Genomic DNA, 23,924 nt, shown 5'->3' with positions numbered 1-23,924 from the left:
GTCGGGCGGCTCGCCCCACGGGCGGGCCGCCCGACTCGTACCCAGCGGGGGCCACCGCTCCCCGCGTGACGCAGGAGAGGTACTCACGCATGGCTGACTACACGCTTCCGGACCTGCCGTACGACTACGCGGCGCTCGAGCCGCACATCTCCGGCCGGATCATGGAGCTGCACCACGACAAGCACCACGCGGCCTACGTCACGGGCGCCAACACCGCGCTCGAGAAGCTCGCCGCGGCCCGCGAGTCCGGAGACCTCGCGGCGGTCAACCTGCACGAGAAGAACCTGGCGTTCAACCTCGGCGGCCACGTGAACCACTCGGTGTTCTGGCAGAACCTCTCCCCCGAGGGCGGCGACAAGCCGACCGGCGAGCTCGCCGCGGCGATCGACGAGTTCTTCGGCTCGTTCGACGCATTCCAGAAGCACTTCGCCGCCAACGCGGTCGGCATCCAGGGCTCCGGCTGGTCGATCCTCGGCTGGGACTCGGTGGGCCAGAAGCTCGCGATCTTCCAGCTGTACGACCAGCAGAGCAACTTCCCGCTGGGCCTCGTCCCGATCGTCGTGCTCGACATGTGGGAGCACGCGTTCTACCTCGACTACGTCAACGTCAAGGCGGACTACGTCAAGGCGTGGTGGAACATCGTCAACTGGGCGGACGCCGCCGCGCGCTTCGAGCGCGCCCGGTCGCAGACCTCGGGTCTGATCGTCCCCGCCGTCTGACGCGTCGGCCTCCGACACGCCGCCGAGGGGCCGCCCGCCGACCGCGGGCGGCCCCTCGGCGTCCCTGGCGCACGCGAACGGAAGGACGTCGCATGGCTGTGGTCGCACGTCGGTCCCGGTTCGCCCGACCGGAGCGCGAGCGTCGCTTCCTCGTCGCACCCCACGCACTCCCGCACCCGGGCGGTGCGGAGGGCGACTCGGAGCGGCGCGAGATCCACGACCGCTACCTCGACGGAACCAGGCTGCGCCTGCGTCGCGTCGTGCACCCCTCGGGCGACGTCGAGCTGAAGCTCACGCAGAAGATCCCGGGCGAACCGTGGGGGCAGCTCACGACGACGTACCTCTCGCAGGCGGAGTACGACGTCCTGCGCGTGCTGCCCGCGGCGACCCTCACGAAGGTGCGCCACCGCGCCGGCATGGCCTACGACGCTTTCCGCGGGCCGCTGAACGGGCTGGTGCTCGCCGAGGTGGAGTTCGACGACGACGAGGCCGCAGCCGCGTACGCGCCGCCCAGCGGCCATCTGGAGGTCACGCGGGACCTGCGCTTCACGGGCGGCCGACTCGCCTACGCGGATGCGGCGTCGGTCCTGCGCGCTGCACGAGAGCTGATCGACGAGGCTCGCTGACCGCGGACCAGAAGCCGCAGAGCGCCTCGGCACGCGAGGAGCGGGACGACGAAGGCCCGACCAGACACTCTGGTCGGGCCTTCGTCGATGGACGGGCGTCAGTGGGCGTGCTGTCCCCGGGAGAACTCGAACACCCAGCCGACGAGCGAGATCACGCCGATCGCCGCGCCGATGAAGAACAGCCACCAGCCGATGGCGAGGCCGGCGAACGCGACGGCTGCGGAGAGGCCGATCGCGAGCGGCCACCACGACCACGGCGCGAAGACGCCCTGGTCACCGGCGCCCTGCTCGATCTCGCCGTGCTCGTCGTCCTCGGGCCGCGGGTCGATCCGGCGGGACAGCAGGGCGAAGTACGCACCGATCATGCCCACCAGGCCGCCCACGAGCGGGATGCTCACGGTGCCGACGGGCTCGCCGTCGCTCCAGAGCGCGTAGACGAGGCCGATCGGGAGGAAGAAGAGGATCCCGTAGCCGAAGAGCTTGGCCTCGAGCTTCACTTGGTGCCCTCCTCGTCGTCACGCACGGCGTCCGCCGGCCGGTCCTCCACGATGACCGCCGACGACTGCTCAGGTTCTCCCTCACCGTTCGCGACGCGCTCGGCCGCCACGGCGGTCTCCCCGCGCCGGTCGGCCTCCCAGTCGAGCGGCCCGGCGTTCGGCTCGACGAAGTCCATCGCCGCGACCTCGGGGTGGTGCAGGTCGAACGCCGGACGCTCCGAGCGGATGCGGGGCAGCGACGTGAAGTTGTGCCGCGGCGGCGGGCAGGACGTCGCCCACTCGAGCGAGGCGCCGTAGCCCCACGGGTCGTCGACGGTCACCTTCGGCGCGTTGCGCGCGGTGGTGTAGACGTTCCAGAAGAACGGCAGCGTCGAGGCCGCGAGGATCACCGCGCCGACCGTGGAGAGCTGGTTCATCCAGGTGAAGCCGTCCGCGACCGCGTAGTCGGCGTACCGACGCGGCATACCGACGACGCCGAGCCAGTGCTGGACCAGGAACGTGGTGTGGAAACCGATGAACAGCGTCCAGAAGTGGATCTTGCCCAGGCGCTCGTCGAGCATCTTGCCCGTGAACTTCGGCCACCAGAAGTAGAAGCCGGCGAACATCGCGAACACCACGGTGCCGAACACGACGTAGTGGAAGTGCGCCACGACGAAGTAGGTGTCGGACAGGTGGAAGTCGAGCGCCGGGCTGGACAGGATGACGCCCGTCAGACCGCCGAAGAGGAACGTGACCAGGAAGCCGATCGTCCACAGCATCGGTGTCTCGAACGTGAGCTTGCCGCGCCACATCGTGCCGATCCAGTTGAAGAACTTCACACCGGTCGGGACGGCGATGAGCATCGTCATGAACGCGAAGAACGGCAGCAGGACCGAGCCCGTGACGTACATGTGGTGGGCCCACACGGTCACCGAGAGCGCCGCGATCGCGATCGTCGCGTAGACCAGACCCTTGTAGCCGAAGATCGGCTTGCGGCTGAAGACCGGCAGGATCTCGGTCACGATGCCGAAGAACGGCAGCGCGATGATGTAGACCTCGGGGTGCCCGAAGAACCAGAACAGGTGCTGCCAGAGCAGCGCACCGCCGTTCTCGGGGTTGAAGACCTGCGCGCCGAGACGACGGTCCGCGCCGAGCGCGAACAGCGCCGCGGCCAGCGGCGGGAACGCCATGAGGACGAGCAGCGACGTCACGAGGGTGTTCCACGTGAAGATCGGCATCCGGAACATCGTCATGCCGGGCGCACGCATCGTGACGATCGTGGTGATGAAGTTGACGGCACCGAGGATGGTCCCGAAACCACCGAGCGCGAGGCCGAAGACCCACAGGTCTCCCCCGAGCCCCGGCGAGTAGACGGTGTTCGACAGCGGCGCGTACGCGAACCAGCCGAACGAGGCGGCACCCTGCGGCGTCAGGAAGCCCGCGGCGGCGATGAGGCCGCCGAAGAAGAACAGCCAGAACGCGAACATGTTCAGCCGCGGGAATGCGACGTCGGGCGCGCCGATCTGCAGCGGCATGATGACGTTCGCGAAGCCCGCGAACAGCGGCGTCGCGAACAGCAGCAGCATGATCGTGCCGTGCATCGTGAACGCCTGGTTGTACTGCTCCTTGGACTGGAACACGTCCATGCCCGGCGTGAACAGCTCGGCGCGGATCAGCAGCGCCAGGAGCCCGCCGACCACGAACCACACGAAGCTCGTGATCAGGTACATGTAGCCGATCGTCTTGTGGTCGGTCGAGGTGACCCACTTGACCACGGTGCGACCGAGCGTCTGACGCGACGGCGCCAGACCCGGGATGTTCTCCGCGACGGCCGCCATCAGTCCTCGTCCTCCCACGTTGCGCTGTTCAGATCCTGGTGCCGGCTGTACTCGAGGCCGAGCGCTCCGGTCTGACCCTTGTCGCGCAGTTCCTGCATGTGCGCGTCGTACTCCTCACGCGAGACGACCTTGACGTTGAAGAGCATCGACGAGTGCTCCTCGCCGCACAGCTCGGCGCACTTGCCGCGGTACAGGCCCTCCTGCTGGGGCGTGACCACGAACGAGTTCTGCTTGCCGGGGATCATGTCCAGCTTGTAGAGGAACTGCGGCACCCAGAACGAGTGGATGACGTCGCGCGAGTCGAGCGTGAAGCGCACGGACTCGCCGACGGGCAGGTAGAGCGTGACCTGGTCGTCGAGGACGCCCTCGGTCGAGCCGACGTTCTGGGCGTGCTCGCCCGTCTCGTAGACGTCGTCGTCGAGGTAGTTGAAGTCCCAGCTCCACTGCTTGCCGATGACCTGGATGTCGACGTCGGACTCGACGTTCGTGTCCGTGATCTCGCTCATGTCACGGTTCGTGAAGTAGAAGAGCACGCCGACCATGACGATCGGCAGGATCACGTACATGATCTCGAGCGGCACGTGGTACCGCAGCTGCACGGGCAGGACGTCGTCGTCCTTGCGCTTGCGGTACACGGCGACGCACCAGAGCATCAGGCCCCACGTGATGAGGCCGACGATGAGGGCGGCGGTCCACGACCCGACCCACAGGTCGACCACGCGACCGGTCTGGTTCGTGACTTCAGCGTCCGAGTTGCCGGGCATCCAGCCGCGCTGGACCTGGTCCGAGCAACCGCTCAGGGCCACAGCAGCGACCGCCGCGATGCCAGCCCACTTCAGGGCCGGGCGCCGCGTCCGGCGGGGGTTTTCCGGGTGCAACGGGCGACCTCTCGCTCACGTCCCGGACGTGCCGCCCCCGTTCCGGGCGTGGCACACCTGGGACCTTCGTCCTCGACGCGAGCAGCCTAGCGCGCGATCCGGCCTCACGGACGCCCGTGACACCCGATCACGACGCCGTGTCAGCACCGTCACACTCCCGGGTAGCGCGCCGACCACGGCGGGCACGCCTGCGGATACGGTTCGAGGGTGGCCGACCTGCACGACGAGAGCACCTCCCCCGCCCGGCGCGTCATGCTCGACGCCGGCGGGCGCGCCCCCCTGCTGCCCGCCGCGCGTGCCGCGTACGTCGAGGCGCTCGACCAGGGCTGGGCAGACCCGCGCCGCCTGCACGCCGAGGGCCGCCGCGCGCGTGCGCTGCTCGACGGCTCGCGCGAGGCGATCGCCGCGGTGGTCGGCGCCCGCACGCAGGACGTGGATCTCGCGCCGTCGCACACGGCCGCGCTGCACGCCGCCGTACGGATGGTGGCCCGCGGTCGACGACGCCTCGGCGCGGACGTCGTGACGAGCGCGGTCGAGCGCGCGGCCGTGCTGCACGCCGCGGAGTTCGTCGCGGAGCGGGGCGACGGCCGGCACACCACGGTGCAGGTCGACCGATGGGGTCGCGTGGATGTGGACGCGTTCGCCGATGCGGTGAGCGCCCCGGGTGTGGCGCTCGCCGCGCTGCAGCACGCGAACGGCGAGGTGGGCACGGTGCAGCCGGTCGCCGCCGTGCACGAGGCCGCCCGCACGGCGGGCGTCCCGCTGCTCGTCGACGCGGGCGCGAGCCTGGGCCACGTCGACGTCGGGCAGTCGTGGGACGTCCTGGCGGCCGACCCCGGCGACTGGGGCGGCCCGGGCGGCCTGGGTCTGCTCGTCACGCGGGCGGGGGTGCGGCGCGCCCCCGACTGGCCGCAGGACGAGGAGCGCTGGTTCCCGGGCGGGCCGAGCGTCCCCGCGGCCCTCGCCGCGGCCGTGGCGCTGCAGGAGGCCGCGCGGACGGCGCCCGAACGCGCGGACCGGCTGCGTGCGCTCGTCGACCGAATCCGCACGCACGTCGCGACGCACGTCCCCGACTGCGACGTCGCGGGCGACCCCACGCACCGGCTCCCCCACGTCCTGACGTTCTCGTGCCTCTACGTCGACGGTGAGGCGGTCGTCACCGCGCTCGACAGGCTCGGCTTCGCGGTCGGGTCGGGCTCGGCGTGCACGTCCAGCACGCTCGAACCGTCGCACGTGCTCGCGGCCATGGGCGTGCTGACGCAGGGCAACGTCCGGATCGGCCTGCACGCGGCGACGACGCCCGAGGACGTCGACGCGTTCCTGGCCGTGCTGCCACGGGTGGTCGCCGAGCTGCGCGCGAGCCTCGGCGTCGTCTGACCCTCGCCGCCGGCGGGTTCCCGCCCCCGCAACGAGCCCGGGTGCGTCTCCGGTCCCCCGGTCGAGCCCGGGCACGATACAGGCCCGCCCCGGCGCTCACGCGCGGGACGGGCCTGCGGTCGAGATCAGCTGAACGAGCCGCCGCACGCGCAGGCGCTGCCCGCGTTCGGGTTGTCGATCGTGAAGCCCTGCTTCTCGATCGTGTCGGCGAAGTCGATCGTCGCGCCCTCGAGGTACGGCACCGACATGCGGTCCACGACGACCTCGACGCCGTCGTAGTCGCGCACGGCGTCACCGTCGAGCACGCGCTCGTCGAAGTACAGCTGGTAGATCAGGCCGGAACAGCCACCGGGCTGCACGGCGACACGAAGCCGGAGGTCGTCGCGACCCTCCTGCTCGAGCAGGCTGCGCACCTTGCTCGCGGCGACGTCGGTGAGGTTCACGCCGTGCGTGGCGACCTCGGTGGTCTCGCTCATGGGCTCTCCTGACGGATGACGAACGACTCTCGCAGGCGCCAACACCGGCGGCCCGACGAATGTTCCCCCTCAGGGTACGACGCGTCGGACACCGCGCACCGTCACGAGACGCATCCCACACGGCGCGCCCGCGCGAGGGCGTGCGCGCCGCCCCCTGGGGTCGCCGTCGGACGGGCGTCGTCCGGGGCGTCGGATCACGCGGGCGACCACGTCCGAGCGACGCGCGTGACCCGGGCGGCGAGCGTCCCGGCCGGGTCGGCGAGCGCGGCGTCCACCTGGTCGGGCCGCTCCGCGACCGGGTACGCCCCCGCGAGCCCCGCGGCGGAGATCTCGCGGCGACCGATCTCGACCTGTCCCGCCACGACGATCGCCGGGACCGCGTGCGGCAGAGCACGCTCGGCGACGAGCGAGGCGACCTTGCCATGCAGGGACTGCCAGTCGAACCGGCCCTCCCCCGTCACGACGAGGTCGGCGGCGGCGATGCGTGCGTCGAGCCCGACCGCGTCCGCGACGAGCGAGGCGCCGGCGACGAGGCGCCCGCCGAGCAGCGCCAGCCCGAACCCGAGCCCGCCGGCCGCCCCGGCACCCGGCGCGTGCGTGAGGCGTGTCGCGGCGGACCGGGCGCCGCCCGAGCCGGCGAGCAGGTCCGGCCGCAACGCGTCGCCGAGCGCGTCGACCGCGAGGCGTGAGAACGTCGCGAGCGCGCGCTCGAGGGCCTGCGCCTGCTCGGGAGTCGCGCCCTTCTGCGGGGCGAACCCCGCGCTCGCGCCCTGCAGGCCGAGCAGCGGCACGTCGACGTCGGTCGCCACGAGGAGCTCGACGTCGCGCCAGTCGGCCCGCAGGCCGGCGAGGCCGGCGAGGTCGTCACCACGGACGTCGAGCAGCGCGCCACCACCGGCGGCCAGCACGCCGCGCGGGTCGGGCAGACCGAGCCCGACGAGCATCCCGGCGCCGGCGTCGTTCGTCGCAGAACCGCCGAGCCCGACGACGACCCGCCGTGCTCCGGTCGCCCGCGCGGTGGCCAGCAGCGTCCCGAGCCCGCGGCTCGTCGTGCGCGTGGGGTCGCGTCGGTCCGGGGGCACGAGCGCGAGGCCCACCGCGTGCGCGGACTCCACGTAGGCGGTGCGGCCCGCGGGCCCGTCGACGACGAGCAGCGCGGCCGGCGCGGGCTCGCCGAGCGGCCCGTCGGCGCCCGCCGCGACGAGCTCACCGCCGAGCGTGGCGTGCAGCGTCTGCACGAAGCCGGGCCCGCCGTCGGACAGTGGGCACGTGCGCACGTCGTCGTGCGGTGCGGCCGCGCGCCACGCGTCGGCGATCGTCGCCGCCGCCTGCGCGGACGTCAGGCTCGAGCCGAAGCAGTCGGGGGCCACCAGCACATGCACGAGCCGCATCGTCGCACGCCACGCGTCGCGCACCGCCGCGTGGCTGTCGCGCCCGTGGCCGCGTGGCTGCCGCGCCGGTGGCCCCGCGGTCGGTCGGACGCGTCGGCCGGACCCGTCGTCGGACGACGGCTGTGTGACGTCGGCCACGGGGACCGGCCCGCGGCGCCTCGCGCGCGTTGTGGAAGGATCGGCACCGTGAGCCTGACCACCTCTGGCACGTTCGTGGAGCCCGCCGCCTCGGCCCTGCTCCTGCTCGGTCGCGGCGTCGACCTCACGTCGGAGCGCGGCGTCGAGTGCGCCGGCACCCTGCCGTCGGCGAGCGACCCCGACCTCGTCGAACGCGCCCGCGCCGCGCGCGCAGCCCTGGGCGAGCGGGCGTTCGTCCTCGGGCACCACTACCAGCGCGACGAGGTCATCGCGTTCGCCGACGTCACGGGCGACTCGTTCAAGCTCGCGCGCGAGGCCGCGGCTCGGCCCGAGGCCGAGTTCGTGCTCTTCTGCGGCGTGCACTTCATGGCCGAGTCGGCGGACATCCTCACGTCGGCGGACCAGCAGGTCGTGCTCCCCGACCTCGCGGCCGGCTGCTCGATGGCCGACATGGCCGCGATCGACCAGGTCGCCGACGCGTGGGACGTGCTCGTCGACGCGGGTGTCGCGGACAGCACGGTCCCCGTCACGTACATGAACTCGACCGCGGCGATCAAGGCCTTCACCGGACGCCACGGCGGCACCGTCTGCACGTCGTCGAACGCGCACGTCGCGCTGCGCTGGGCGTTCGACAAGGTCGGCGGCCTCGACGGCACGGGCAAGGTGCTCTTCATGCCCGATCAGCACCTGGGCCGCAACACCGCGGTGCAGCAGCTCGGGCTCTCGCTGGACGACTGCGTGGTGTTCGACCCGCGGCGCCCCGGCGGCGGCCTGACCACCGCACAGCTGCGCGACGCGCGCATGATCCTGTGGCGCGGCCACTGCTCGGTGCACGGCCGCTTCTCGGAGCGCAACGTCGTCGACGTGCGCGCGGCCGACCCGGACGTGACCGTGCTGGTGCACCCCGAGTGCAAGCACGAGGTCGTCACCGCGGCGGACATGGTCGGCTCGACGGAGTACATCATCAAGGCGCTCGACGCGGCCCCCGCGGGCTCGTCGTGGGCGATCGGCACGGAGCTCAACCTCGTGCGCCGGCTCGCGAACGCCCACCCGGACAAGAAGGTCCACTACCTCGACTCGACGGTCTGCTTCTGCTCGACGATGAACCGGATCGACCTCCCGCACCTCGTGTGGGCGATGGAGTCGCTCGTCGCGGGGCGGGTCGTCAACCGTGTCGTGGTCGACCCGGACGACGCCCACTGGGCGCGCGTGGCGCTCGACCAGATGCTCGCGCTGCCCGGCTACTGACCTGCCGTCGTCCACCTTCCCTCCGGAGGCCTCGTGAGCACCGGCAAGTCGATCCGGATCGGCCTGTTCGTCTTCGACGCGTGCGAGGAGCTCGACGTCGTCGGCCCGTACGAGGTCCTCTCGTGGTGGGCGCACCACCTGCGCACCGACACCGAGGTGCTGACGTTCTCGAGCGACGGGGCGGCTGTCCGCTGCACCAAGGGGCTGTCCCTCGTGCCGGACACGTCCGCCGACGAGGTCGGCCCGCTGCACGTGCTCGTGTACCCGGGTGGTCAGGGCACGCGTGCGCTCGCCCGCGACGACGAGCACCTGGCCTGGGTCCGCGAGATGCGCCAGAGCACGCCGCTCATGACGAGCGTCTGCACGGGCTCGCTGGTGTACGCCGCGGCCGGGCTGCTCGCGGGCCGGCCCGCGACGACCCACTGGCGGGCGTACGACGAGCTCACGGCGATCGACCCGAGCGTGCAGCAGGACCGCGTCGCGCGGTTCGTCGACGACGGCGACGTCGTGACGTCCGCGGGTGTCTCGGCGGGCATCGACATGGCACTGCACCTGGTCGCACGGCTGGACTCGGTCGAGAACGCGCGCACCGTGCGACGCGGCATCCAGTACGACCCGATGCCGCCGGTCTGACGGAACCGCGCCGGAGACGGGTCGGGACGCGTCCGCGTACGCGTGAGTAACATCGCCGGGTGATCCGCACCCTCCAGCTCGCGGCGGCCACCTTCCGTCCCCGTCGCGCGGTCCCTGGTCAGGACCTGCTCAGCCCCTCGGTCACCCGGATGCGCGTGCACCTGTCGGACCTCGACCTGTACCGCCACGTGAACAACGGCATCTACCTGCAGTGCATGGACGTCGCGCGGTCCAACTTCCTCGCCGACCTCGGCGCGTTCGACGCGCTCAACGAGCGCGGCTGGTACCCCGTGGTGGCCGCGCAGACCATCAAGTACCGACGGTCGCTGACGTTCCGGCAGCGCTTCGAGATCACGACGACGCTCCTCGGCTGGGACGAGCGCGTGGTCTACCTCGAGCAGGCGTTCTCCCGCCGCGGTCGCGACGGCGCGCCCGAGCACGTCGCGCGCGGCATCGTCGCGGGGCGGTTCCTGGGTCGCGACGGCACGCGCGTCGCCTCCCCGGACGTCGTCGAGCTGATCGTCGGCGCGCCCCTGCCGAGCCCGACGCTGCCGGACGACGTCGCGACCTGGGCCCGCGCTGTGGACGTCGCGGCGCGCTGACGGCCCGACGACGTCGCACCCGCGCCGTCAGCCGACGGACTCCAGCGCACGGCGGACCGCCTCGACGGTGCGTCGCACCTGTGCCTCGTCGGTCCACGCGTTGCTGACCGAGAACCGCAGCACCGTACGACCCTGCCAGCGCGAGGTCGAGGCGTAGACCTCCCCTGCCGCCCGCAGTGCGTCCGCGACGGCCGCGGTGCGCTCGTCGTCGCCGAACGCGACGCAGACCTGCGTGTAGACCACGTCGTTGAGCACCTCGACGCCCGGGACGTCCCGCAGCGCGTCCGCCAGCAGCGTCGCTGCGGCCGCGAGCCCGTCGACGAGCGCTGCGACGCCCGAGCGGCCGAGTGCCGCGAGCGTCGCCCACACGGGGACGCCACGCGCGCGGCGGGACATCTCGGGGACGAGGGTCCACGGGTCGAGCCCCGCCTCGGTGGCCACGAGGTAGCTCGCCTGCGCCCCGAGGGCGGCGACGGCGTCCGCCGGGCGCGCGACGAACGAGACCCCGCAGTCGTACGGCGTGTTGAGCGTCTTGTGCGCGTCGGTCGCCCACGAGTCCGCGCGCGCGAGACCCGGCACGAGATGGGCCAGACGCGGCGTCGCCGCTGCCCACAGCCCGAACGCGCCGTCGACGTGCACCCACGCGCCGTGGCGGTGCGCGGCGTCGGACGCTGCGCCCACGTCGTCGAAGGCGCCCGAGTGGAGGTTGCCCGCCTGCAGCACCACGATCGTCGGCCGCGACGACCGCGCGAGCTCGGCCTCGAGCGTCGCGACGTCGATGCGGCCCTGGTCGTCCGCCGCGACGAGCTCGGCCGCACCGAGCCCGAGGTACCGCAGCGCGAGGTCGACCGAACCGTGCCGCTCGGCGCCCGCGAGCACGCGGACACCGGGCGAGCCCACCAGACCCCGCTGCTCCACGTCCCAGCCCGCGTCGGCCAGCACGCGGTGCCGCGCGGCGGCGAGCCCCGCGAGGTTCGCGGTCGTCGCGCCCGTGGTGAAGCCGACGCTCGACTCGGCGGGCAGGCCGAGCAGGTCGAGCAGCCACCGTCCGGCGAGCTCCTCGACCGCGGGCTCCCCCGGCATCGGGTCCCGCATCACGGCGTTCTGGTCCCACGCCGTCACGAGCCAGTCCGCCGCGACGGCGACGGGGTGCGTGCCGCCGATCACCCAGCCGTAGAAGCGTGGCGACTGGCTCGCGATCAGCCCGGGCTCGACCGCGTCGGCGAGCCGCTGCACGACGTCGACCGGGTCCTGCCCGGACTCGGGCAGGAGGCGGCCCAGCGCGTCCTGCACCGCGTCGGCGTCGACCGTCGGCGCGACCGGGCGCTCCGCCACGTCGTCCAACCAGGCCGCCGCCCGCGTGAAGGCCAGCTCGAGCACACGCCGTGTGTCAGGTTCCATGCCGAGCAGGAGCCCCGGGTCGCCCGTGTGATGCACTCAGGCGACCCCCGGCTCCGTCCGATGCGGTACCCGGCCCGGTCAGCCGGCCAGGCGGTCCAGCAGGAGGGCCTCGGCCAGCACGACCTTCTCGAGCTCGCCGAGGTCCACGGACTCGTTCGCGCCGTGCGCGCGCGAGTCCGGGTCCTCGACACCCGTGACGAGGATCGCCGCGTCGGGCCGCAGCTCGAGCAGGTCCGCGATGAACGGGATCGAGCCGCCGATGCCGATGTCGACCGGGTCGGTTCCCCACGCCTGCGCGAAAGCCCAGCGCGCGACGCGCATCGCGGCGGAGTCCGCCGGCGCCTGGAACGGCTTGCCCTGCTCGCCCTCGCGCACGGTCACCTGCGCGCCGAACGGCGCGTGCCGCTCGAGGTGCGCGCGCATGGCCGCCATCGCCTCGGCCGGGTCGCTGCCCGGCGCGAGGCGCACCGAGAGCTTGGCCCGCGCCCGCGCGGCGATCGTGTTGGACGCGGTCGCGACGCGCGGTGCGTCGAACCCGATGACGCTGATCGCCGGACGCGTCCACAGCCGCGCGGTGAGCGGACCCGTGCCGGCCAGCCGGACGCCGTCGAGGACGCCCGCGTCGGCGCGCAGCGCGGCCTCGTCGTAGTCGACGGACGGGTCGGGCGCGCGGTGCAGCCCGGCGACGGCGACGTCGCCCTGCTCGTCGTGCAGCGTGGCGATCAGGCGCGCCAGCAGCGTCGGGGCGTCGAGCACCGGGCCGCCGTACATGCCCGAGTGGATCGCGTGGTCCAGGGCTGCGACCTCGACCTCGAGGTCGACGAGCCCGCGCAGCGACGTCGTGAGCCCGGGGGTGCCGACGGCCCAGTTCGAGGAGTCCGCGACGACCATGACGTCGGCCGACAGCTCGTCGCGGTGCGCCTGCAGGAAGTCCGCGAACGTCGGAGACCCGATCTCCTCCTCGCCCTCGACGAACACCACGAGCCCGACGCCGAGCTCGTCGCCCAGCACCCGCAGCGCCCCCAGGTGCGCGATGATCCCGGCCTTGTCGTCGGCCGCGCCGCGCCCGTACAGGCGCCCGTCGCGCTCGACCGGCTCGAACGGCGACGTCTGCCACTCGGCCTCGTCGCCCGGCGGCTGGACGTCGTGGTGCGCGTACAGCAGGACGGTCGGCGCGCCCTCGCGCCCGGGCCGGCGGGCCAGCACCGCGGGGCGTCCGCGCCGTCCGTGCGCGCCCGCGGCGTGCAGCACGCGCACGTCCTCGATGCCCGCACCGCGCAGCAGGTCGGCCACGTGGGCCGCGCTCGCCGCGACGTGGGCCTGGTCGAACTCGTCGTTCGACACGCTGGGGATCCGTACGAGCGCCTCGAGCTCGGCGCGCAGGGCGGGGAAGGCGGCAGCGGTGCGCTCGCGCAGCTGCGCGACTCGCTGGGGGGAAGCAGTGGTGTCGTCGTCGGCGGTCACGGCCAGCCACGCTACTCGACTACCCTGGTGGAGTGTTCGGACGCCGCAACGACCCCGTGACGACCTCGACCCCGGCAGAGGACGAGCCGCCCGTCGGCATCGTCGAGGACAGCCGCAAGGGTCGCCCGACGCCGAAGCGCAAGGAGGCCGAGGCGGCGAACAAGCGTCCCCTCGTCCCGGCCGACCGGCAGAACGCCGCCAAGGCCGCTCGCCAGGCCCAGAAGGAGCAGCGGGACCGCGAGTACAAGGCGATGCAGTCGGGCGACGAGCGGCACATGCCCGCGCGCGACCGCGGTCCGCTCAAGCGCTACGTGCGCGACTACGTCGACGCCCGCTTCAACCTGGGCGAGTTCTTCCTGCCGATCGCGGCCGTCTGCCTCGTGATCCAGCTGTCGTTCGCCCAGGCCAACGCGCTCGTGTCGGTCATCGCGCTGTTCCTGCTCTACCTGTACGTCATCGCCGCGATCATCGACGGCGCGGTGCTGTGGTTCCGCCTCAAGCGCCGGATCGTCGCCAAGTTCGGCGCCGTGCCGCGCGGCACGCTCATGTACGCCGTGATGCGGGCGTTCCAGCTGCGCCGGTCGCGCCTGCCGAAGCCTCAGGTCAAGCGCCGCGCGTACCCGGAGTGACGATCTTCACTCGTCGGTGTTGACGGACCGGCTGCCGCAGCGGCGTGTGCCTAGGGTGGCGTCATGGTCAACTACCGCTACCTGGGCCGCTCCGGCCTGAAGATCACCGAGATCACCTACGGCAACTGGCTCACGCACGGCTCGCAGGTCGAGAACGACACCGCGAAGGCGTGCGTACGTGCCGCGCTCGACGCGGGCATCACGACCTTCGACACCGCCGACGTGTACGCCAACACCGCGGCCGAGACGGTGCTCGGCGAGGCGCTGAAGGGCGAGCGCCGCCAGAGCCTCGAGATCCTCACCAAGGTCTACTGGCCGGTCGGCCCCAAGGGCGCCAACGACACCGGGCTGTCCCGCAAGCACATCATGGAGTCGATCGACGGCTCGCTGCAGCGCCTGCAGACCGACTACGTCGACGTCTACCAGGCGCACCGCTACGACCACGCGACGCCGCTCGAGGAGACGATGGTCGCGTTCGCCGACGTCGTGCGCCAGGGCAAGGCCCTGTACATCGGCGTGAGCGAGTGGACCGCCGAGCAGATCCACGCCGGTGCCGCGCTCGCGCGCGAGCTGCGCGTCCCGCTCGTCTCGAGCCAGCCGCAGTACTCGATGCTGTGGCGCGTCATCGAGGACGAGGTCGTGCCGGCCTCGCGCGAGGAAGGCCTGTCGCAGATCGTCTGGTCGCCCGTCGCGCAGGGCGTGCTCACCGGCAAGTACCTGCCCGGTCAGCCGGCCCCCGCGGGCTCGCGCGGGACCGACGACAAGGGCGGCGCGCGCATGATCGGCTCGTTCCTGGAGAACCAGACGACGCTCGAGCGCGTCCAGCAGCTGCGACCCATCGCCGACGAGCTCGGCCTGACCATGGCGCAGCTCGCCGTGGCCTGGGTGCTGCAGAACGACAACGTCGCGGCCGCGATCATCGGCGCCTCGCGCCCCGAGCAGGTGGCCGAGAACGTCAAGGCGTCCGGCGTGACGATCCCGGCGGAGCTGCTCGCGCGGATCGACGACGTGCTGGGCGACAGCGTGGTGCGCGACCCCGCCGAGACGGCGAAGTCGTCGCCCGCCTCGCGCTGACGCACCGGCGCGGCTGACCGACCCGACGCCGGGCGGTCAGCTCACGGGTGCGCGGTCCTGCTCGTCGGGCAGGGTCCGCGCACCCGTCGTGCGTGCGGGCTCGTCGTCCGGTCCCGGCACGCGCAGGCGCGGCAGCAGGACGTGCACGAGCGGGCCGACGAGCACCGCGTACGCGATCGTCCCGACACCGAACCGTCCGCCGAGCAGCACGCCGGTGACCACGACGACCACCTCGATCGACGTCCGCACGAGCGCCACGGACCGGCCGGTGCGCGCCACGAGCCCCGTCATCAGGCCGTCGCGCGGACCGGGTCCGAGCCCCGCGCCGACGTACAGCGCCGTCGCCAGCGCGTTGAGCGCGATCCCCACCACGACGGCGAGGACCCGCAGCGGGAGCCCGAGGTCCCCGAGCCCGCCGAGCAGCGCGAGGAACGGGTCGACGAGCACGCCGATGACGACCACGTTCGCCACGGTCCCGAAGCCGGGACGCTGCCGCAGCGGGATCCAGCACGCCAGCACGAGCGCGCTCGTCACGATCGTGACGGTGCCGAACGACGCCCCCGTGCGCCGGGCCACGCCCTGGCTCAGCACGTCCCACGGCATGTTGCCGAGCTCGGCGTCGACGAGCAGCGCGATCGAGATCGCGTAGAGCACGAGGCCGAGGGTGAGGCGGACGAGGCGGCGTCCGACGGGGGCGGGGATCACGACGCCATCCTGACGGACTCCGAGCGCGACGCGCGCACCGGCGTGCTGCGTGCGAGCTCGAGCGACGTCCCCTGCGCCCAGTCGTGCGTCCATCGACGCGCGCCGCGCCCGTCGGCACGGATCACCACGACCAGGGGCACGACGAGGGCGACGACGAGGGCCACCGCGATCAGTACGACCAACATGGCTCCACTCTGTGGGCGATGTGGCTATGCCATCCATAGCCACTCGTGACAGAGTGGCCTCATGCCATCCGCTCCGGACGAGCTCCCACTCACGAGCGACCGGCGCGTCTCGGGTCACGCGATGCGCGCGGTCCTCGGGTCGTGGGCGCGGCCCGGGCCCGCGTACGGCGCGCTCGCCGACGCACTGCGCCAGGCGGTGCTCTCGGGTGCGCTACCGCTGCGGACCCGCCTGCCGAGCGAGCGCGAGCTCGCCGAGGCACTCGCCGTCTCGCGCACCACGACGACCGCCGCGTACGACACCCTGCGCGACGAGGGCTACCTCGCCTCGCGTCGCGGCTCGGGAACCGTCACGACCCTCCCGACGCACCTGCCCCGGTCCGCGGGCCGGTTCCAGCCCGGGCCCGGCCCCGACGGCCTCGTCGACCTCACGACCGCCGCCCCGCACGCGCCCGACGAGCTGCACGCGGCCGTGCGCGACGCGCTCGACCTGCTCCCCCGCCACCTGCACACCACGGGCTACTCCCCCGGCGGTCTGCCCGAGCTGCGGTCGGCCATCGCCGACCGCTACACCGAGCGCGGCACGCCCACGACGCCCGAGCAGGTGCTCGTGACGACCGGCGGGCAGGAGGCGATCCACCTGATCGTCGGGGCGCACGCCGGCCCGGGCGACCGTGTGCTGCTCGAGCACCCGACCTACCCGCACGCGATCGACGCCGTACGCGCGGCGTCCGCACGGCCCGTGGTCGTGCCGTCGGGGCCGGACGGCCTCGACCCGGACCTGCTCGCCTCGACCCTGCGTCAGGGCGCGCCGCGGCTGGCCTACCTCATCCCGGACCACCGCAACCCGACGGGGACGTCCCTGACCGAGGAGGTCCGCGCGCGGGTGCGCGAGCTCGCCGGGCGCACCCGCACGCTCGTCGTCGGCGACGAGGCCCTCACCGACCTCACGCTCGACGGCCCCGAGCCGCCCTCGTTCGCGGGTGACGGCACCAGCCCCTACGTCGTCTGCCTCGGCTCGGCGTCCAAGACCTACTGGGGCGGCCTGCGGATCGGCTGGGTGCGCGGTCACCGGGACCTCGTCGGACGCCTCACGGTGCACCGCGGGCACGTGGACATCGGCTCGTCGGTGCTCGACCAGCTCGTCGTCGCGCGGCTCATCGCCGACCGGGACACGGTGCTCGCACGCCGCCGCCGGCAGCTGCGCGAGCGCCGCGACCTGCTGCGCACGCTGGTCGCGCAGCGCCTGCCGTCCTGGAGCGCGAACACACCCGCGGGCGGTCTCGCGCTGTGGGTCGACCTGGGGGCACCGGTGTCGTCTGCGCTCGCCGCGCTCGCCCCGCGGCACGGGGTGCGTCTGGCGGCCGGGCCGGCGTTCGGCGTCGAGCCCGGACTAGAGCGCTACCTGCGGCTGCCGTTCACCGAGCCCCCGGAGCGGCTCGAACAGGCCGTCGACGGTCTCGTGCGTGCGTGGGCCGAGCTCGGGGTGGACGACACCGCCGGCCCCACGGCCCCGGACCCGGCGCTCGTCGTCGTCTGACGCGTCGTCGGCCGCGTCAGGGCGCGCCGGAGTCGATCGGGCCGCGCCGGTCAGGCCTGGGGGAAGACGACCGCCGGGCCTACCGTACGGCCCTCGTGCTGCAGCACGGCGGACGCGACCCCCTGGGCCGCGAGCACGCGCCAGTGCTCACCGAGCCACTGCTCGGCGTCGTACCGGTTGCCGAACACCGGGCTCACGGGCCGCTCGAGCGGGCCGTCGGCGCCCTCGAGCCGCCACTCCCACTGCGGTCGCAACGTCATCGCACCACCGCCGCCCGCTCGCGGCGTGCGTCCGCGGCCAGCGCCCGTCCGATGCGGGCGGCCCACGCGGGCCCCTCGTAGATGAACCCGGTGTAGCCCTGCACCAGCGTCGCGCCCACCGCGAGGTACTCCCGCGCGTCGGCGGGCGTCGTGATCCCACCGACGCCGACGATCACCGCGTCGGGACCCAGCCGGCCGCGCAGCCGCGCGACGACGTCGAGCCCGCGCGCGAGCACCGGCGGGCCGGACAGCCCGCCCGGGCCGAGGTCGTGCGCGATCGTCGTGTTGACCGCGACCACGCCGTCCAGCCCGAGCTCGGCCGCGAGGTCGGCGACCGCGTCCACGTCGTCGTCGGACAGGTCCGGAGCGATCTTCACCAGCAGCGGGACCGGGCGGACCGCGGCGCGCGCTGTCGCCTCGTCGGCCGCCTCACGCACGGCCTCGAGGATCGGCCGCAGCGCCTCGACCGACTGCAGGTCGCGCAGGCCGGGCGTGTTCGGCGACGAGACGTTGACGACGAGGTAGTCGGCGTACGCGGCGAGGCGCCCCGCGCTCGTCGCGTAGTCGACAGCGGCGTGCTCGGCGGGCGTGACCTTCGTCTTGCCGATGTTGACCCCGACGACGACCGACCGGCCGTGCGCGGTCGAGCGCAGCCGCTCGAGCCGACGCGCCACGGCCTGCGACCCCTCGTTGTTGAAGCCCATCCGGTTGCGCAGCGCGCGGCGGTCGAGCACGCGCCACAGCCGGGGCTTGTCGTTGCCCGGCTGCGCGTGCGCGGTGACGGTGCCGATCTCGACGAACGAGAAGCCGAGCATCGCCAGGCCCTCGACGGCCTTCGCGTTCTTGTCGAAGCCCGCCGCGAGCCCGAACCGGCCCGGGAACGCGCGGCCCCAGACGTGCGTGGCGCCGCCCGCCGGGACCGCGAAGAGCCGGCCGACGAGCGAGCGCAGCCCGGGGACGCGCCCGACGAACCCGATCAGCGAGAACGCGACCTCGTGCGCGCGCTCGGGGTCCATGCGGCGGAAGACCAGGTCGAACAGGAGGCGGTACACGCGCTCACCCTACGGTCGCGGCGCTCGACGTCGCCTGGGCGTCCGGTGTGCGACCCGTGCGCCACAGCCACCACAGCCCGACGAACGGCAGGACGAGCGGCACGTAGCCGTAGCCGGCACCGAACTGCGACCACACCGTCTCGTCGGGGAAGTCGCCGACGTCGACCAGCGAGAGCGTGCCGACGACGAGCACCCCGACGAGCTCGAAGCCGACCGTGACCCAGGCCAGGCGCCGCAGGTCGCGCGCGAGCGCGATCGTCGCGACGACGTACACGATCCCGGCGAGCAACGACAGCGCGTACGCGAGCGGCGCCTCGTCGAGCTTGGTCGTCACCTGGTAGAGCCCGCGTGCGGTCGCGGCGAGCGCGAGCACGCCGTACACCGCGACCAGGAGCCGGCCCGCGCCTGTCCCCGTGGGGTGCGTCGCGTGCGTCGACGGGCGGACGTCGATCACAGGGTCCCCCAGATCTGCAGGAGCCGGAGCTGCAGGAACGCGACGGTCAGGGCCGCGACGAGCAGGACGACCGAGCTCCAGCGCGTGCGCTCCGCGAACGCCCAGGCGGCGGCGACGGGCAGCACGACCAGCTGCGTGACGACGTAACCCCACAGCAGCACGCCGTCGACGTCCTGCTCGCCCGTCGCCTGCAGGACCGCGAGCACGACCGCCTGGACGACGAGCGCGCCCTCGACGACCGCGCCGCCCCAGAGCTGGCGCAGGATCACCGCGCGGTCGGCGATCACGAACCACAGCGCCCACCCCGCGAGGGCGGCGCACAGGAGCGCGACGAGGAGCGACAGGACGACGGTCACGGCTGCACAACCTACCGGGCGCGGGCGCCTCGCCCGCGGTGTCCCGTCGCACGGCCGGTCGGCGCGGTTACGATCGGGGGCGTGATCTCGCTGACCTCGAAGAACCCCGCCCAGCTCGCCGTCGACGCCGTCGTGGTCGCCGTCCGGCCCCGCGGCAACGCCGTCGACGCGGTCGACGCGGCGTGGCTGCCGAAGGAGCTCGCCCGGCTCCTGTCGCGCGACGCCGCCCGGCTCGGGATCACGGGCGCGGTCGACGAGGTGCGCCGCATCCCCGGGACCGGCCTGAAGGCCGCGACCCTGGTGCTGACCGGCGTCGGCGAGGCCGAGCTCGACGGCTCCGACGCGGGTCGCGAGGCGCTGCGCCGTGCCGCCGGGGCCGCCACGCGCGAGCTCGCCGGCCTGGAGTCGGTGGCGATCGCGCTGCCGACGCCCGACGCCGGTGCCGTCGGCGCGGTCGCCGAGGGCGCGCTGCTCGGCGCGTACGCGTTCAGCCGCTACCACGCGCTGCACGACGCGCCCGTCGAGCGCATCGAGGTCGTCACGGAGCGCACGCGCGAGCGCGCCGCCCAGGACGCGGTCGTTCGCGCCGAGGTCGTGGCCGCCGCGGTGCACGCGACGCGGGATCTCGTGAACACCGCTCCCAACGACCTGTTCCCAGCCGCGTTCGCCGACGAGGCGAAGGCCGCGGTCAAGGGCGTCAAGAACCTCAAGGTCACGGTCCTCGACGAGAAGGCGCTCGCGTCGGGCGGCTACGGCGGCCTGATCGGCGTCGGGCAGGGCTCTGCGCGTCCGCCGCGGCTCGTGCGCGTCGCGTACACGCCGACCAAGCCGCGCGCGACCGTGGCGCTGGTCGGCAAGGGCATCACGTTCGACTCGGGCGGCATCTCGATCAAGCCCGCCGCCGGCATGGAGGCGATGAAGTCCGACATGGCGGGTGCCGCGTCCGTGCTGCACACCGTCGTCGCGGCGGCCAAGCTCGGCCTGCCGGTCGCCGTCACCGGGTGGCTCTGCCTCGCCGAGAACATGCCGTCGGGCAGCGCGCAGCGCCCGTCCGACGTGATCACGATCCGCGGCGGCACGACCGTCGAGGTCCTCAACACCGACGCCGAGGGGCGGCTGGTCATGGCCGACGGCCTCGTCGCCGCGCTCGAGGAGAAGCCCGACGTCGTGCTCGACATCGCGACCCTCACGGGTGCGCAGGTCGTCGCGCTCGGCCACCGCGTGTCGGCCGTCATGGGCACCGAGGACACGCGTGCGCAGGTCGTCGACGCCGCGACCGCCTCGGGTGAGCTCTTCTGGCCGATGCCGCTGCCCGAGGAGCTGCGCGCGGGCCTGAAGTCGAAGGTCGCCGACATCGCGAACATCGGCGAGCGCTGGGGCGGGATGCTCTCGGCCGGAGTCTTCCTGCGCGAGTTCGTCGGCGAGTCCTCCTGGGCACACCTCGACATCGCGGGTCCCGCGTTCAACGAGCGCTCCGCGCACGACTACACGCCCGTCGGCGGCACGGGTGTCGGCGTGCGCACGCTGCTCTCGTTCGTCGAGTCGCGCGCCTGACCCTCGTCGGACGCCGCCCGCGGCCTCCTGCGGGGGCGTCGCGCGGCCTCGTCGTCGCGGAACCCCTCCGTCCGGCCAGGTCGGGCGGTTACCCTCGCCGCATGGGTCTGTTCCGTCGGTCGTCGCGTCGAGCGAACGACGCCTCCGCGACCGCGGAGCCGTCGCAGAAGGAGGTGCGCGAGGCGACGCTCGCGCACCTGCAGGAGTTCACGCGCACGCGCGTGGGCGTCGAGGCGTACGTCGAGCCCCAGACGAACGTGACGCCGACGACCGTGATGCTGGTCGCGACCGACGGTGAGTGGACGCGGCGACGCGTGCCGGACATGCGGGCCGCGGCCGCGCTCGCCCAGACGCTCGGCATCCCGGTGTACGACGTCCAGCGGACCGGCTACCCGCAGCGCGTGCGCGACTGGAACGCGCGGCAGCGCATCGAGCGGCGCCGGGCGTCGTCGCAGGGCTCCTGAGCGGCGCAGGCCCGGCGCGACCTGCCGAGTCGTGGGATGACTGTTCGCAGCATCACATCGAGATTCCCGCGGCTCGGGTTCGTTCGCCCGCGACGAGGATGACAAGATGGTCGGCGACTGGGCAGACCCACGCCGAGCGCGCGCGGCCTGCCGACCCGTCGTCCTTGAGCTGAGGAGTCTGCACGTGGCCGAGACCACCGGCACCGCCTTCGACATCGTCGTCCTGGGAGCGGGAAGCGGTGGCTACGCGGCTGCCCTGCGCGCCGCCCAGCTCGGCAAGACCGTCGCCCTCGTCGAAGCCGACAAGGTCGGCGGCACCTGCCTGCACAAGGGCTGCATCCCGACCAAGGCCCTCCTGCACGCCGCGGAGCTGGCCGACAACGCCCGCGAGGGTGCGCACTACGGCGTGCACACGTCGCTCGACCACGTCGACATGGCGGGGGTCAACCAGTACAAGGACACCGTCATCGGCGGCCTGTTCAAGGGTCTGCAGGGCCTCATCAAGTCCCGCGGCATCACGGTCGTCGAGGGCTACGGCAAGCTGACCGGCCCGAACACGGTCGAGGTCAACGGCCAGACGCTCACGGGTGAGCACATCGTGCTCGGCACCGGGTCCTACGCGCGCTCGCTGCCGGGCCTCGAGATCGGCGGTCGGGTCATGACCTCCGACCAGGCGCTCACGCTCGACTGGATCCCGCAGTCCGCGATCATCCTCGGCGGCGGCGTGATCGGCTCCGAGTTCGCGAGCGTGTGGAAGTCCTTCGGCGCGGACGTGACGATCATCGAGGCGCTGCCGCACCTGGTCCCCAACGAGGACGAGGCGCTGAGCAAGGCGTTCGAGCGTGCCTTCCGCAAGCGCGGCATCAAGTTCAACCTCGGCGTCCGCTTCTCGGGCGTCACGCAGGACGACAACGGCGTGCACGTCTCGCTCGAGGACGGCAAGACGTTCGACGCGGACGTGCTGCTCGTCGCGGTCGGCCGCGGGCCGAGCACCGCGGGCCTGGGCTTCGAGGAGCAGGGCATCACGCTCGACCGCGGCTTCGTCATCACCGACGAGAAGCTGCACACGGGCGTCGCGAACATCTGGGCCGTCGGCGACATCGTCCCCGGGCTGCAGCTCGCGCACCGCGGCTTCGCGCAGGGCATCTTCGTCGCCGAGCAGATCGCGGGTCTCAACCCGCAGCCGATCGTCGAGTCGGGCATCCCCCGCGTCACCTACTCCGAGCCCGAGGTCGCCTCCGTGGGTGTGACCGAGGCCCGCGCCAAGGAGCTCTACGGCGACGACGGCGTCGAGACGCTCGAGTACAACCTCGCCGGCAACGGCAAGAGCAAGATCCTCGGCACGCAGGGCTTCGTGAAGCTCGTGCGCCAGAAGGACGGCCCGGTCGTCGGTGTGCACATGATCGGCGCGCGCGTCGGCGAGCTCATCGGCGAGGGTCAGCTCATCGTGAACTGGGAGGCGTACCCCGAGGACGTCGCCGCCCTGGTCCACGCCCACCCGACGCAGAACGAGGCGCTCGGCGAGGCCCACCTGGCCCTTGCCGGCAAGCCGCTGCACGCCCACAACTGACCTGGAATCGAAGGAGACGACGCGGTCATGTCCCAGAACGTGCAGCTTCCTGCGCTCGGTGAGTCCGTCACCGAAGGCACCGTCACCCGCTGGCTGAAGAACGTCGGCGACACGGTCGAGGTCGACGAGCCCCTGCTCGAGATCTCCACCGACAAGGTCGACACCGAGATCCCGTCGCCGTTCGCCGGCGTGCTCGAGCAGATCCTCGTCCAGGAGGACGAGACGGTCGAGGTCGGTGCGGCGCTCGCCGTCATCGGCTCCGGCGAGGGCGGCGGCTCGTCCGACGAGGCTCCCGCCGCGCAGGAGGCTCCCGCGCAGGAGGCGCCCGCCGAGCAGGCCCCCGCCGAGGAGTCCGCCGCCGAGGCAGCTCCCGCGCAGCAGTCGGTCGAGGAGCACGAGGAGGCCGCCCCCGCCCCCGCCGCCGAGCAGGCCGCCGGGTCCGGCGACGCGCAGGACGTCACGCTCCCCGCGCTCGGTGAGTCCGTCACCGAGGGCACCGTCACGCGCTGGCTCAAGTCGGTCGGCGACAGCGTCGAGGTCGACGAGCCGCTGCTCGAGATCTCCACCGACAAGGTCGACACCGAGATCCCGTCGCCGCTCGCGGGCACGCTGACCGAGATCCTCGTCCAGGAGGACGAGACCGTCGAGGTCGGCGCGGTCCTCGCGCGCATCGGTGCCGCGGGCGCTGCGGCCGCACCGGCACCCGCCGCTGCTCCGGCTCCCGCCGAGGCTCCCGCGCCCGTTCCGGCCGCCCAGGCTCCGGCGCCGGTCCCGGCGACGCCGGCTCCCCCGGCCCCGGCCGCTCCCGCGCCTGCGG

At 73.2% G+C, this 23,924-nt stretch carries 26 protein-coding genes; 13 read left to right on the top strand and 13 right to left on the bottom strand.

All coding sequences use genetic code 11. The features are described from left to right. Positions 1-89 precede the first annotated feature (89 nt). Together CPE01_RS15645 and CPE01_RS15640 are read left to right on the top strand one after the other, a co-directional pair. Complete coding sequence (locus CPE01_RS15645; protein ID WP_146807734.1) at positions 90-719, top strand: superoxide dismutase; 630 nt, start codon at positions 90-92, stop codon at positions 717-719. Between the two features lie 92 nt (positions 720-811). Further along, positions 812-1,345: a CYTH domain-containing protein gene (locus tag CPE01_RS15640; protein WP_146807733.1), complete on the top strand. Its 534-nt coding sequence runs from the start codon at positions 812-814 to the stop codon at positions 1,343-1,345. Between the two features lie 98 nt (positions 1,346-1,443). Here CPE01_RS15640 and CPE01_RS15635 read toward each other — a convergent pair whose 3' ends face one another. From CPE01_RS15635 to ctaC, 3 genes are read right to left on the bottom strand one after another with little or no spacing between them, the layout of a single operon-like run. Further along, on the bottom strand, positions 1,444-1,842 hold the full coding sequence (locus tag CPE01_RS15635) for a cytochrome c oxidase subunit 4 (RefSeq protein WP_146807732.1): 399 nt from the start codon (positions 1,840-1,842) through the stop codon (positions 1,444-1,446). Further along, a complete protein-coding gene (ctaD, locus tag CPE01_RS15630) occupies positions 1,839-3,659 on the bottom strand; it encodes an aa3-type cytochrome oxidase subunit I (RefSeq protein ID WP_146807731.1) in 1,821 nt (606 codons plus the stop codon). The genes CPE01_RS15635 and ctaD overlap by 4 nt, the downstream gene beginning before the upstream one ends. Next, positions 3,659-4,537 (bottom strand): aa3-type cytochrome oxidase subunit II, encoded by an 879-nt coding sequence (ctaC, locus tag CPE01_RS15625; protein WP_146807730.1) that lies wholly within the window; start codon positions 4,535-4,537, stop codon positions 3,659-3,661. Before ctaC ends, ctaD begins: the two co-directional genes overlap by 1 nt. 252 nt (positions 4,538-4,789) lie before the next feature. Here ctaC and CPE01_RS15620 point away from each other — a divergent pair, with 252 nt between their 5' ends. Beyond that, positions 4,790-5,914 (top strand): cysteine desulfurase family protein, encoded by a 1,125-nt coding sequence (locus tag CPE01_RS15620; RefSeq protein WP_146807736.1) that lies wholly within the window; start codon positions 4,790-4,792, stop codon positions 5,912-5,914. A 125-nt stretch (positions 5,915-6,039) separates the two neighbouring features. On the opposite strand, the gene erpA is transcribed toward CPE01_RS15620, so the two are convergent. Both erpA and CPE01_RS15610 read right to left on the bottom strand, forming a co-directional pair. Beyond that, positions 6,040-6,390 (bottom strand): iron-sulfur cluster insertion protein ErpA, encoded by a 351-nt coding sequence (gene erpA / locus CPE01_RS15615; RefSeq protein ID WP_141370246.1) that lies wholly within the window; start codon positions 6,388-6,390, stop codon positions 6,040-6,042. Between the two features lie 194 nt (positions 6,391-6,584). Then, complete coding sequence (locus CPE01_RS15610; protein ID WP_146807729.1) at positions 6,585-7,781, bottom strand: glycerate kinase family protein; 1,197 nt, start codon at positions 7,779-7,781, stop codon at positions 6,585-6,587. A gap of 186 nt (positions 7,782-7,967) precedes the next feature. Between CPE01_RS15610 and nadA the strand changes: the two genes are divergently transcribed. The 3 genes from nadA to CPE01_RS15595 are packed head-to-tail and all read left to right on the top strand — an operon-like array spanning position 7,968 to position 10,402. Then, positions 7,968-9,167 (top strand): quinolinate synthase NadA, encoded by a 1,200-nt coding sequence (nadA, locus tag CPE01_RS15605; RefSeq protein WP_146807728.1) that lies wholly within the window; start codon positions 7,968-7,970, stop codon positions 9,165-9,167. A 33-nt stretch (positions 9,168-9,200) separates the two neighbouring features. Continuing rightward, a complete protein-coding gene (locus tag CPE01_RS15600; protein ID WP_146807727.1) occupies positions 9,201-9,800 on the top strand; it encodes a DJ-1/PfpI family protein in 600 nt (199 codons plus the stop codon). Positions 9,801-9,859: 59 nt separating this feature from the next. Beyond that, positions 9,860-10,402: an acyl-CoA thioesterase gene (locus CPE01_RS15595; protein WP_146807726.1), complete on the top strand. Its 543-nt coding sequence runs from the start codon at positions 9,860-9,862 to the stop codon at positions 10,400-10,402. Positions 10,403-10,429: 27 nt separating this feature from the next. Here the strand turns inward: CPE01_RS15595 and CPE01_RS15590 are convergent, their stop codons facing one another. After that, positions 10,430-11,803, bottom strand: coding sequence for a pyridoxal phosphate-dependent decarboxylase family protein (locus CPE01_RS15590; protein ID WP_146807725.1), 1,374 nt, complete (start codon positions 11,801-11,803; stop codon positions 10,430-10,432). Positions 11,804-11,881: 78 nt separating this feature from the next. Beyond that, positions 11,882-13,267 (bottom strand): dipeptidase, encoded by a 1,386-nt coding sequence (locus CPE01_RS15585; RefSeq protein WP_146807724.1) that lies wholly within the window; start codon positions 13,265-13,267, stop codon positions 11,882-11,884. A 32-nt stretch (positions 13,268-13,299) separates the two neighbouring features. Between CPE01_RS15585 and CPE01_RS15580 the strand changes: the two genes are divergently transcribed. Together CPE01_RS15580 and CPE01_RS15575 are read left to right on the top strand one after the other, a co-directional pair. Continuing rightward, entirely contained in the window at positions 13,300-13,896 is a 597-nt protein-coding gene (locus tag CPE01_RS15580) for a DUF3043 domain-containing protein (protein WP_146807723.1), read from the top strand. A gap of 63 nt (positions 13,897-13,959) precedes the next feature. Then, entirely contained in the window at positions 13,960-14,970 is a 1,011-nt protein-coding gene (locus tag CPE01_RS15575; protein ID WP_146807722.1) for an aldo/keto reductase family protein, read from the top strand. Positions 14,971-15,006: 36 nt separating this feature from the next. Here the strand turns inward: CPE01_RS15575 and yczE are convergent, their stop codons facing one another. Both yczE and CPE01_RS15560 read right to left on the bottom strand, forming a co-directional pair. After that, on the bottom strand, positions 15,007-15,675 hold the full coding sequence (yczE, locus tag CPE01_RS16560) for a membrane protein YczE (protein ID WP_186811584.1): 669 nt from the start codon (positions 15,673-15,675) through the stop codon (positions 15,007-15,009). Continuing rightward, positions 15,672-15,860 (bottom strand): hypothetical protein, encoded by a 189-nt coding sequence (locus tag CPE01_RS15560; protein ID WP_146807720.1) that lies wholly within the window; start codon positions 15,858-15,860, stop codon positions 15,672-15,674. Before CPE01_RS15560 ends, yczE begins: the two co-directional genes overlap by 4 nt. 61 nt (positions 15,861-15,921) lie before the next feature. Between CPE01_RS15560 and yczR the strand changes: the two genes are divergently transcribed. Beyond that, positions 15,922-17,397: a MocR-like transcription factor YczR gene (gene yczR / locus CPE01_RS15555; RefSeq protein ID WP_146807719.1), complete on the top strand. Its 1,476-nt coding sequence runs from the start codon at positions 15,922-15,924 to the stop codon at positions 17,395-17,397. Positions 17,398-17,447: 50 nt separating this feature from the next. Here the strand turns inward: yczR and CPE01_RS15550 are convergent, their stop codons facing one another. The 4 genes from CPE01_RS15550 to CPE01_RS15535 are packed head-to-tail and all read right to left on the bottom strand — an operon-like array spanning position 17,448 to position 19,519. Continuing rightward, entirely contained in the window at positions 17,448-17,657 is a 210-nt protein-coding gene (locus CPE01_RS15550) for a hypothetical protein (protein ID WP_146807718.1), read from the bottom strand. Next, positions 17,654-18,709 carry a quinone-dependent dihydroorotate dehydrogenase gene (locus CPE01_RS15545; protein WP_146807717.1) on the bottom strand — a complete coding sequence of 352 codons (1,056 nt, stop codon included), beginning with the start codon at positions 18,707-18,709 and terminating at the stop codon, positions 17,654-17,656. The genes CPE01_RS15550 and CPE01_RS15545 overlap by 4 nt, the downstream gene beginning before the upstream one ends. A gap of 4 nt (positions 18,710-18,713) precedes the next feature. Then, positions 18,714-19,163 (bottom strand): hypothetical protein, encoded by a 450-nt coding sequence (locus tag CPE01_RS15540; protein ID WP_246783994.1) that lies wholly within the window; start codon positions 19,161-19,163, stop codon positions 18,714-18,716. Beyond that, positions 19,160-19,519, bottom strand: a complete 360-nt coding sequence (locus CPE01_RS15535) for a hypothetical protein (protein WP_146807716.1) — start codon at positions 19,517-19,519, stop codon at positions 19,160-19,162. Before CPE01_RS15535 ends, CPE01_RS15540 begins: the two co-directional genes overlap by 4 nt. Before the next feature lie 81 nt (positions 19,520-19,600). Between CPE01_RS15535 and CPE01_RS15530 the strand changes: the two genes are divergently transcribed. The 4 genes from CPE01_RS15530 to CPE01_RS15515 all read left to right on the top strand — a co-directional run. Beyond that, the gene (locus CPE01_RS15530; RefSeq protein WP_146807715.1) at positions 19,601-21,073 is read left to right on the top strand and encodes a leucyl aminopeptidase; all 1,473 of its coding nucleotides are present in this window, start codon (positions 19,601-19,603) and stop codon (positions 21,071-21,073) included. A 101-nt stretch (positions 21,074-21,174) separates the two neighbouring features. Further along, entirely contained in the window at positions 21,175-21,537 is a 363-nt protein-coding gene (locus CPE01_RS15525) for an oxidoreductase (protein WP_146807714.1), read from the top strand. 184 nt (positions 21,538-21,721) lie between these two features. Then, positions 21,722-23,107, top strand: coding sequence for a dihydrolipoyl dehydrogenase (lpdA, locus tag CPE01_RS15520; RefSeq protein ID WP_146807713.1), 1,386 nt, complete (start codon positions 21,722-21,724; stop codon positions 23,105-23,107). Positions 23,108-23,134: 27 nt separating this feature from the next. Next, a partial coding sequence (locus CPE01_RS15515; protein ID WP_307723716.1) for a biotin/lipoyl-containing protein occupies positions 23,135-23,924 on the top strand: 790 nt, incomplete at its 3' end.

This window comes from Cellulomonas persica (assembly GCF_007989825.1).
Classification (GTDB): Bacteria; Actinomycetota; Actinomycetes; order Actinomycetales; family Cellulomonadaceae; genus Cellulomonas; species Cellulomonas persica.
Note: the sequence above shows the minus strand (reverse complement) of the source record. Positions and strands in the feature narration are given on the sequence as shown.

Bases quoted from the DNA above. Each gene is read 5' to 3' on its own strand.
- CPE01_RS15525 (WP_146807714.1), top strand. From the start codon at position 21,175: ATGGGTCTGTTCCGTCGGTCGTCGCGTCGAGCGAACGACGCCTCCGCG.
- CPE01_RS15610 (WP_146807729.1), bottom strand. From the start codon at position 7,781: ATGCGGCTCGTGCATGTGCTGGTGGCCCCCGACTGCTTCGGCTCGAGC.
- CPE01_RS15620 (WP_146807736.1), top strand. From the start codon at position 4,790: ATGCTCGACGCCGGCGGGCGCGCCCCCCTGCTGCCCGCCGCGCGTGCC.
- yczR (WP_146807719.1), top strand. From the start codon at position 15,922: ATGCCATCCGCTCCGGACGAGCTCCCACTCACGAGCGACCGGCGCGTC.
- erpA (WP_141370246.1), bottom strand. From the start codon at position 6,390: ATGAGCGAGACCACCGAGGTCGCCACGCACGGCGTGAACCTCACCGAC.
- CPE01_RS15590 (WP_146807725.1), bottom strand. From the start codon at position 11,803: ATGGAACCTGACACACGGCGTGTGCTCGAGCTGGCCTTCACGCGGGCG.
- CPE01_RS15550 (WP_146807718.1), bottom strand. From the start codon at position 17,657: ATGACGTTGCGACCGCAGTGGGAGTGGCGGCTCGAGGGCGCCGACGGC.
- CPE01_RS15575 (WP_146807722.1), top strand. From the start codon at position 13,960: ATGGTCAACTACCGCTACCTGGGCCGCTCCGGCCTGAAGATCACCGAG.
- CPE01_RS15645 (WP_146807734.1), top strand. From the start codon at position 90: ATGGCTGACTACACGCTTCCGGACCTGCCGTACGACTACGCGGCGCTC.
- CPE01_RS15640 (WP_146807733.1), top strand. From the start codon at position 812: ATGGCTGTGGTCGCACGTCGGTCCCGGTTCGCCCGACCGGAGCGCGAG.
- CPE01_RS15560 (WP_146807720.1), bottom strand. From the start codon at position 15,860: ATGTTGGTCGTACTGATCGCGGTGGCCCTCGTCGTCGCCCTCGTCGTG.
- ctaD (WP_146807731.1), bottom strand. From the start codon at position 3,659: ATGGCGGCCGTCGCGGAGAACATCCCGGGTCTGGCGCCGTCGCGTCAG.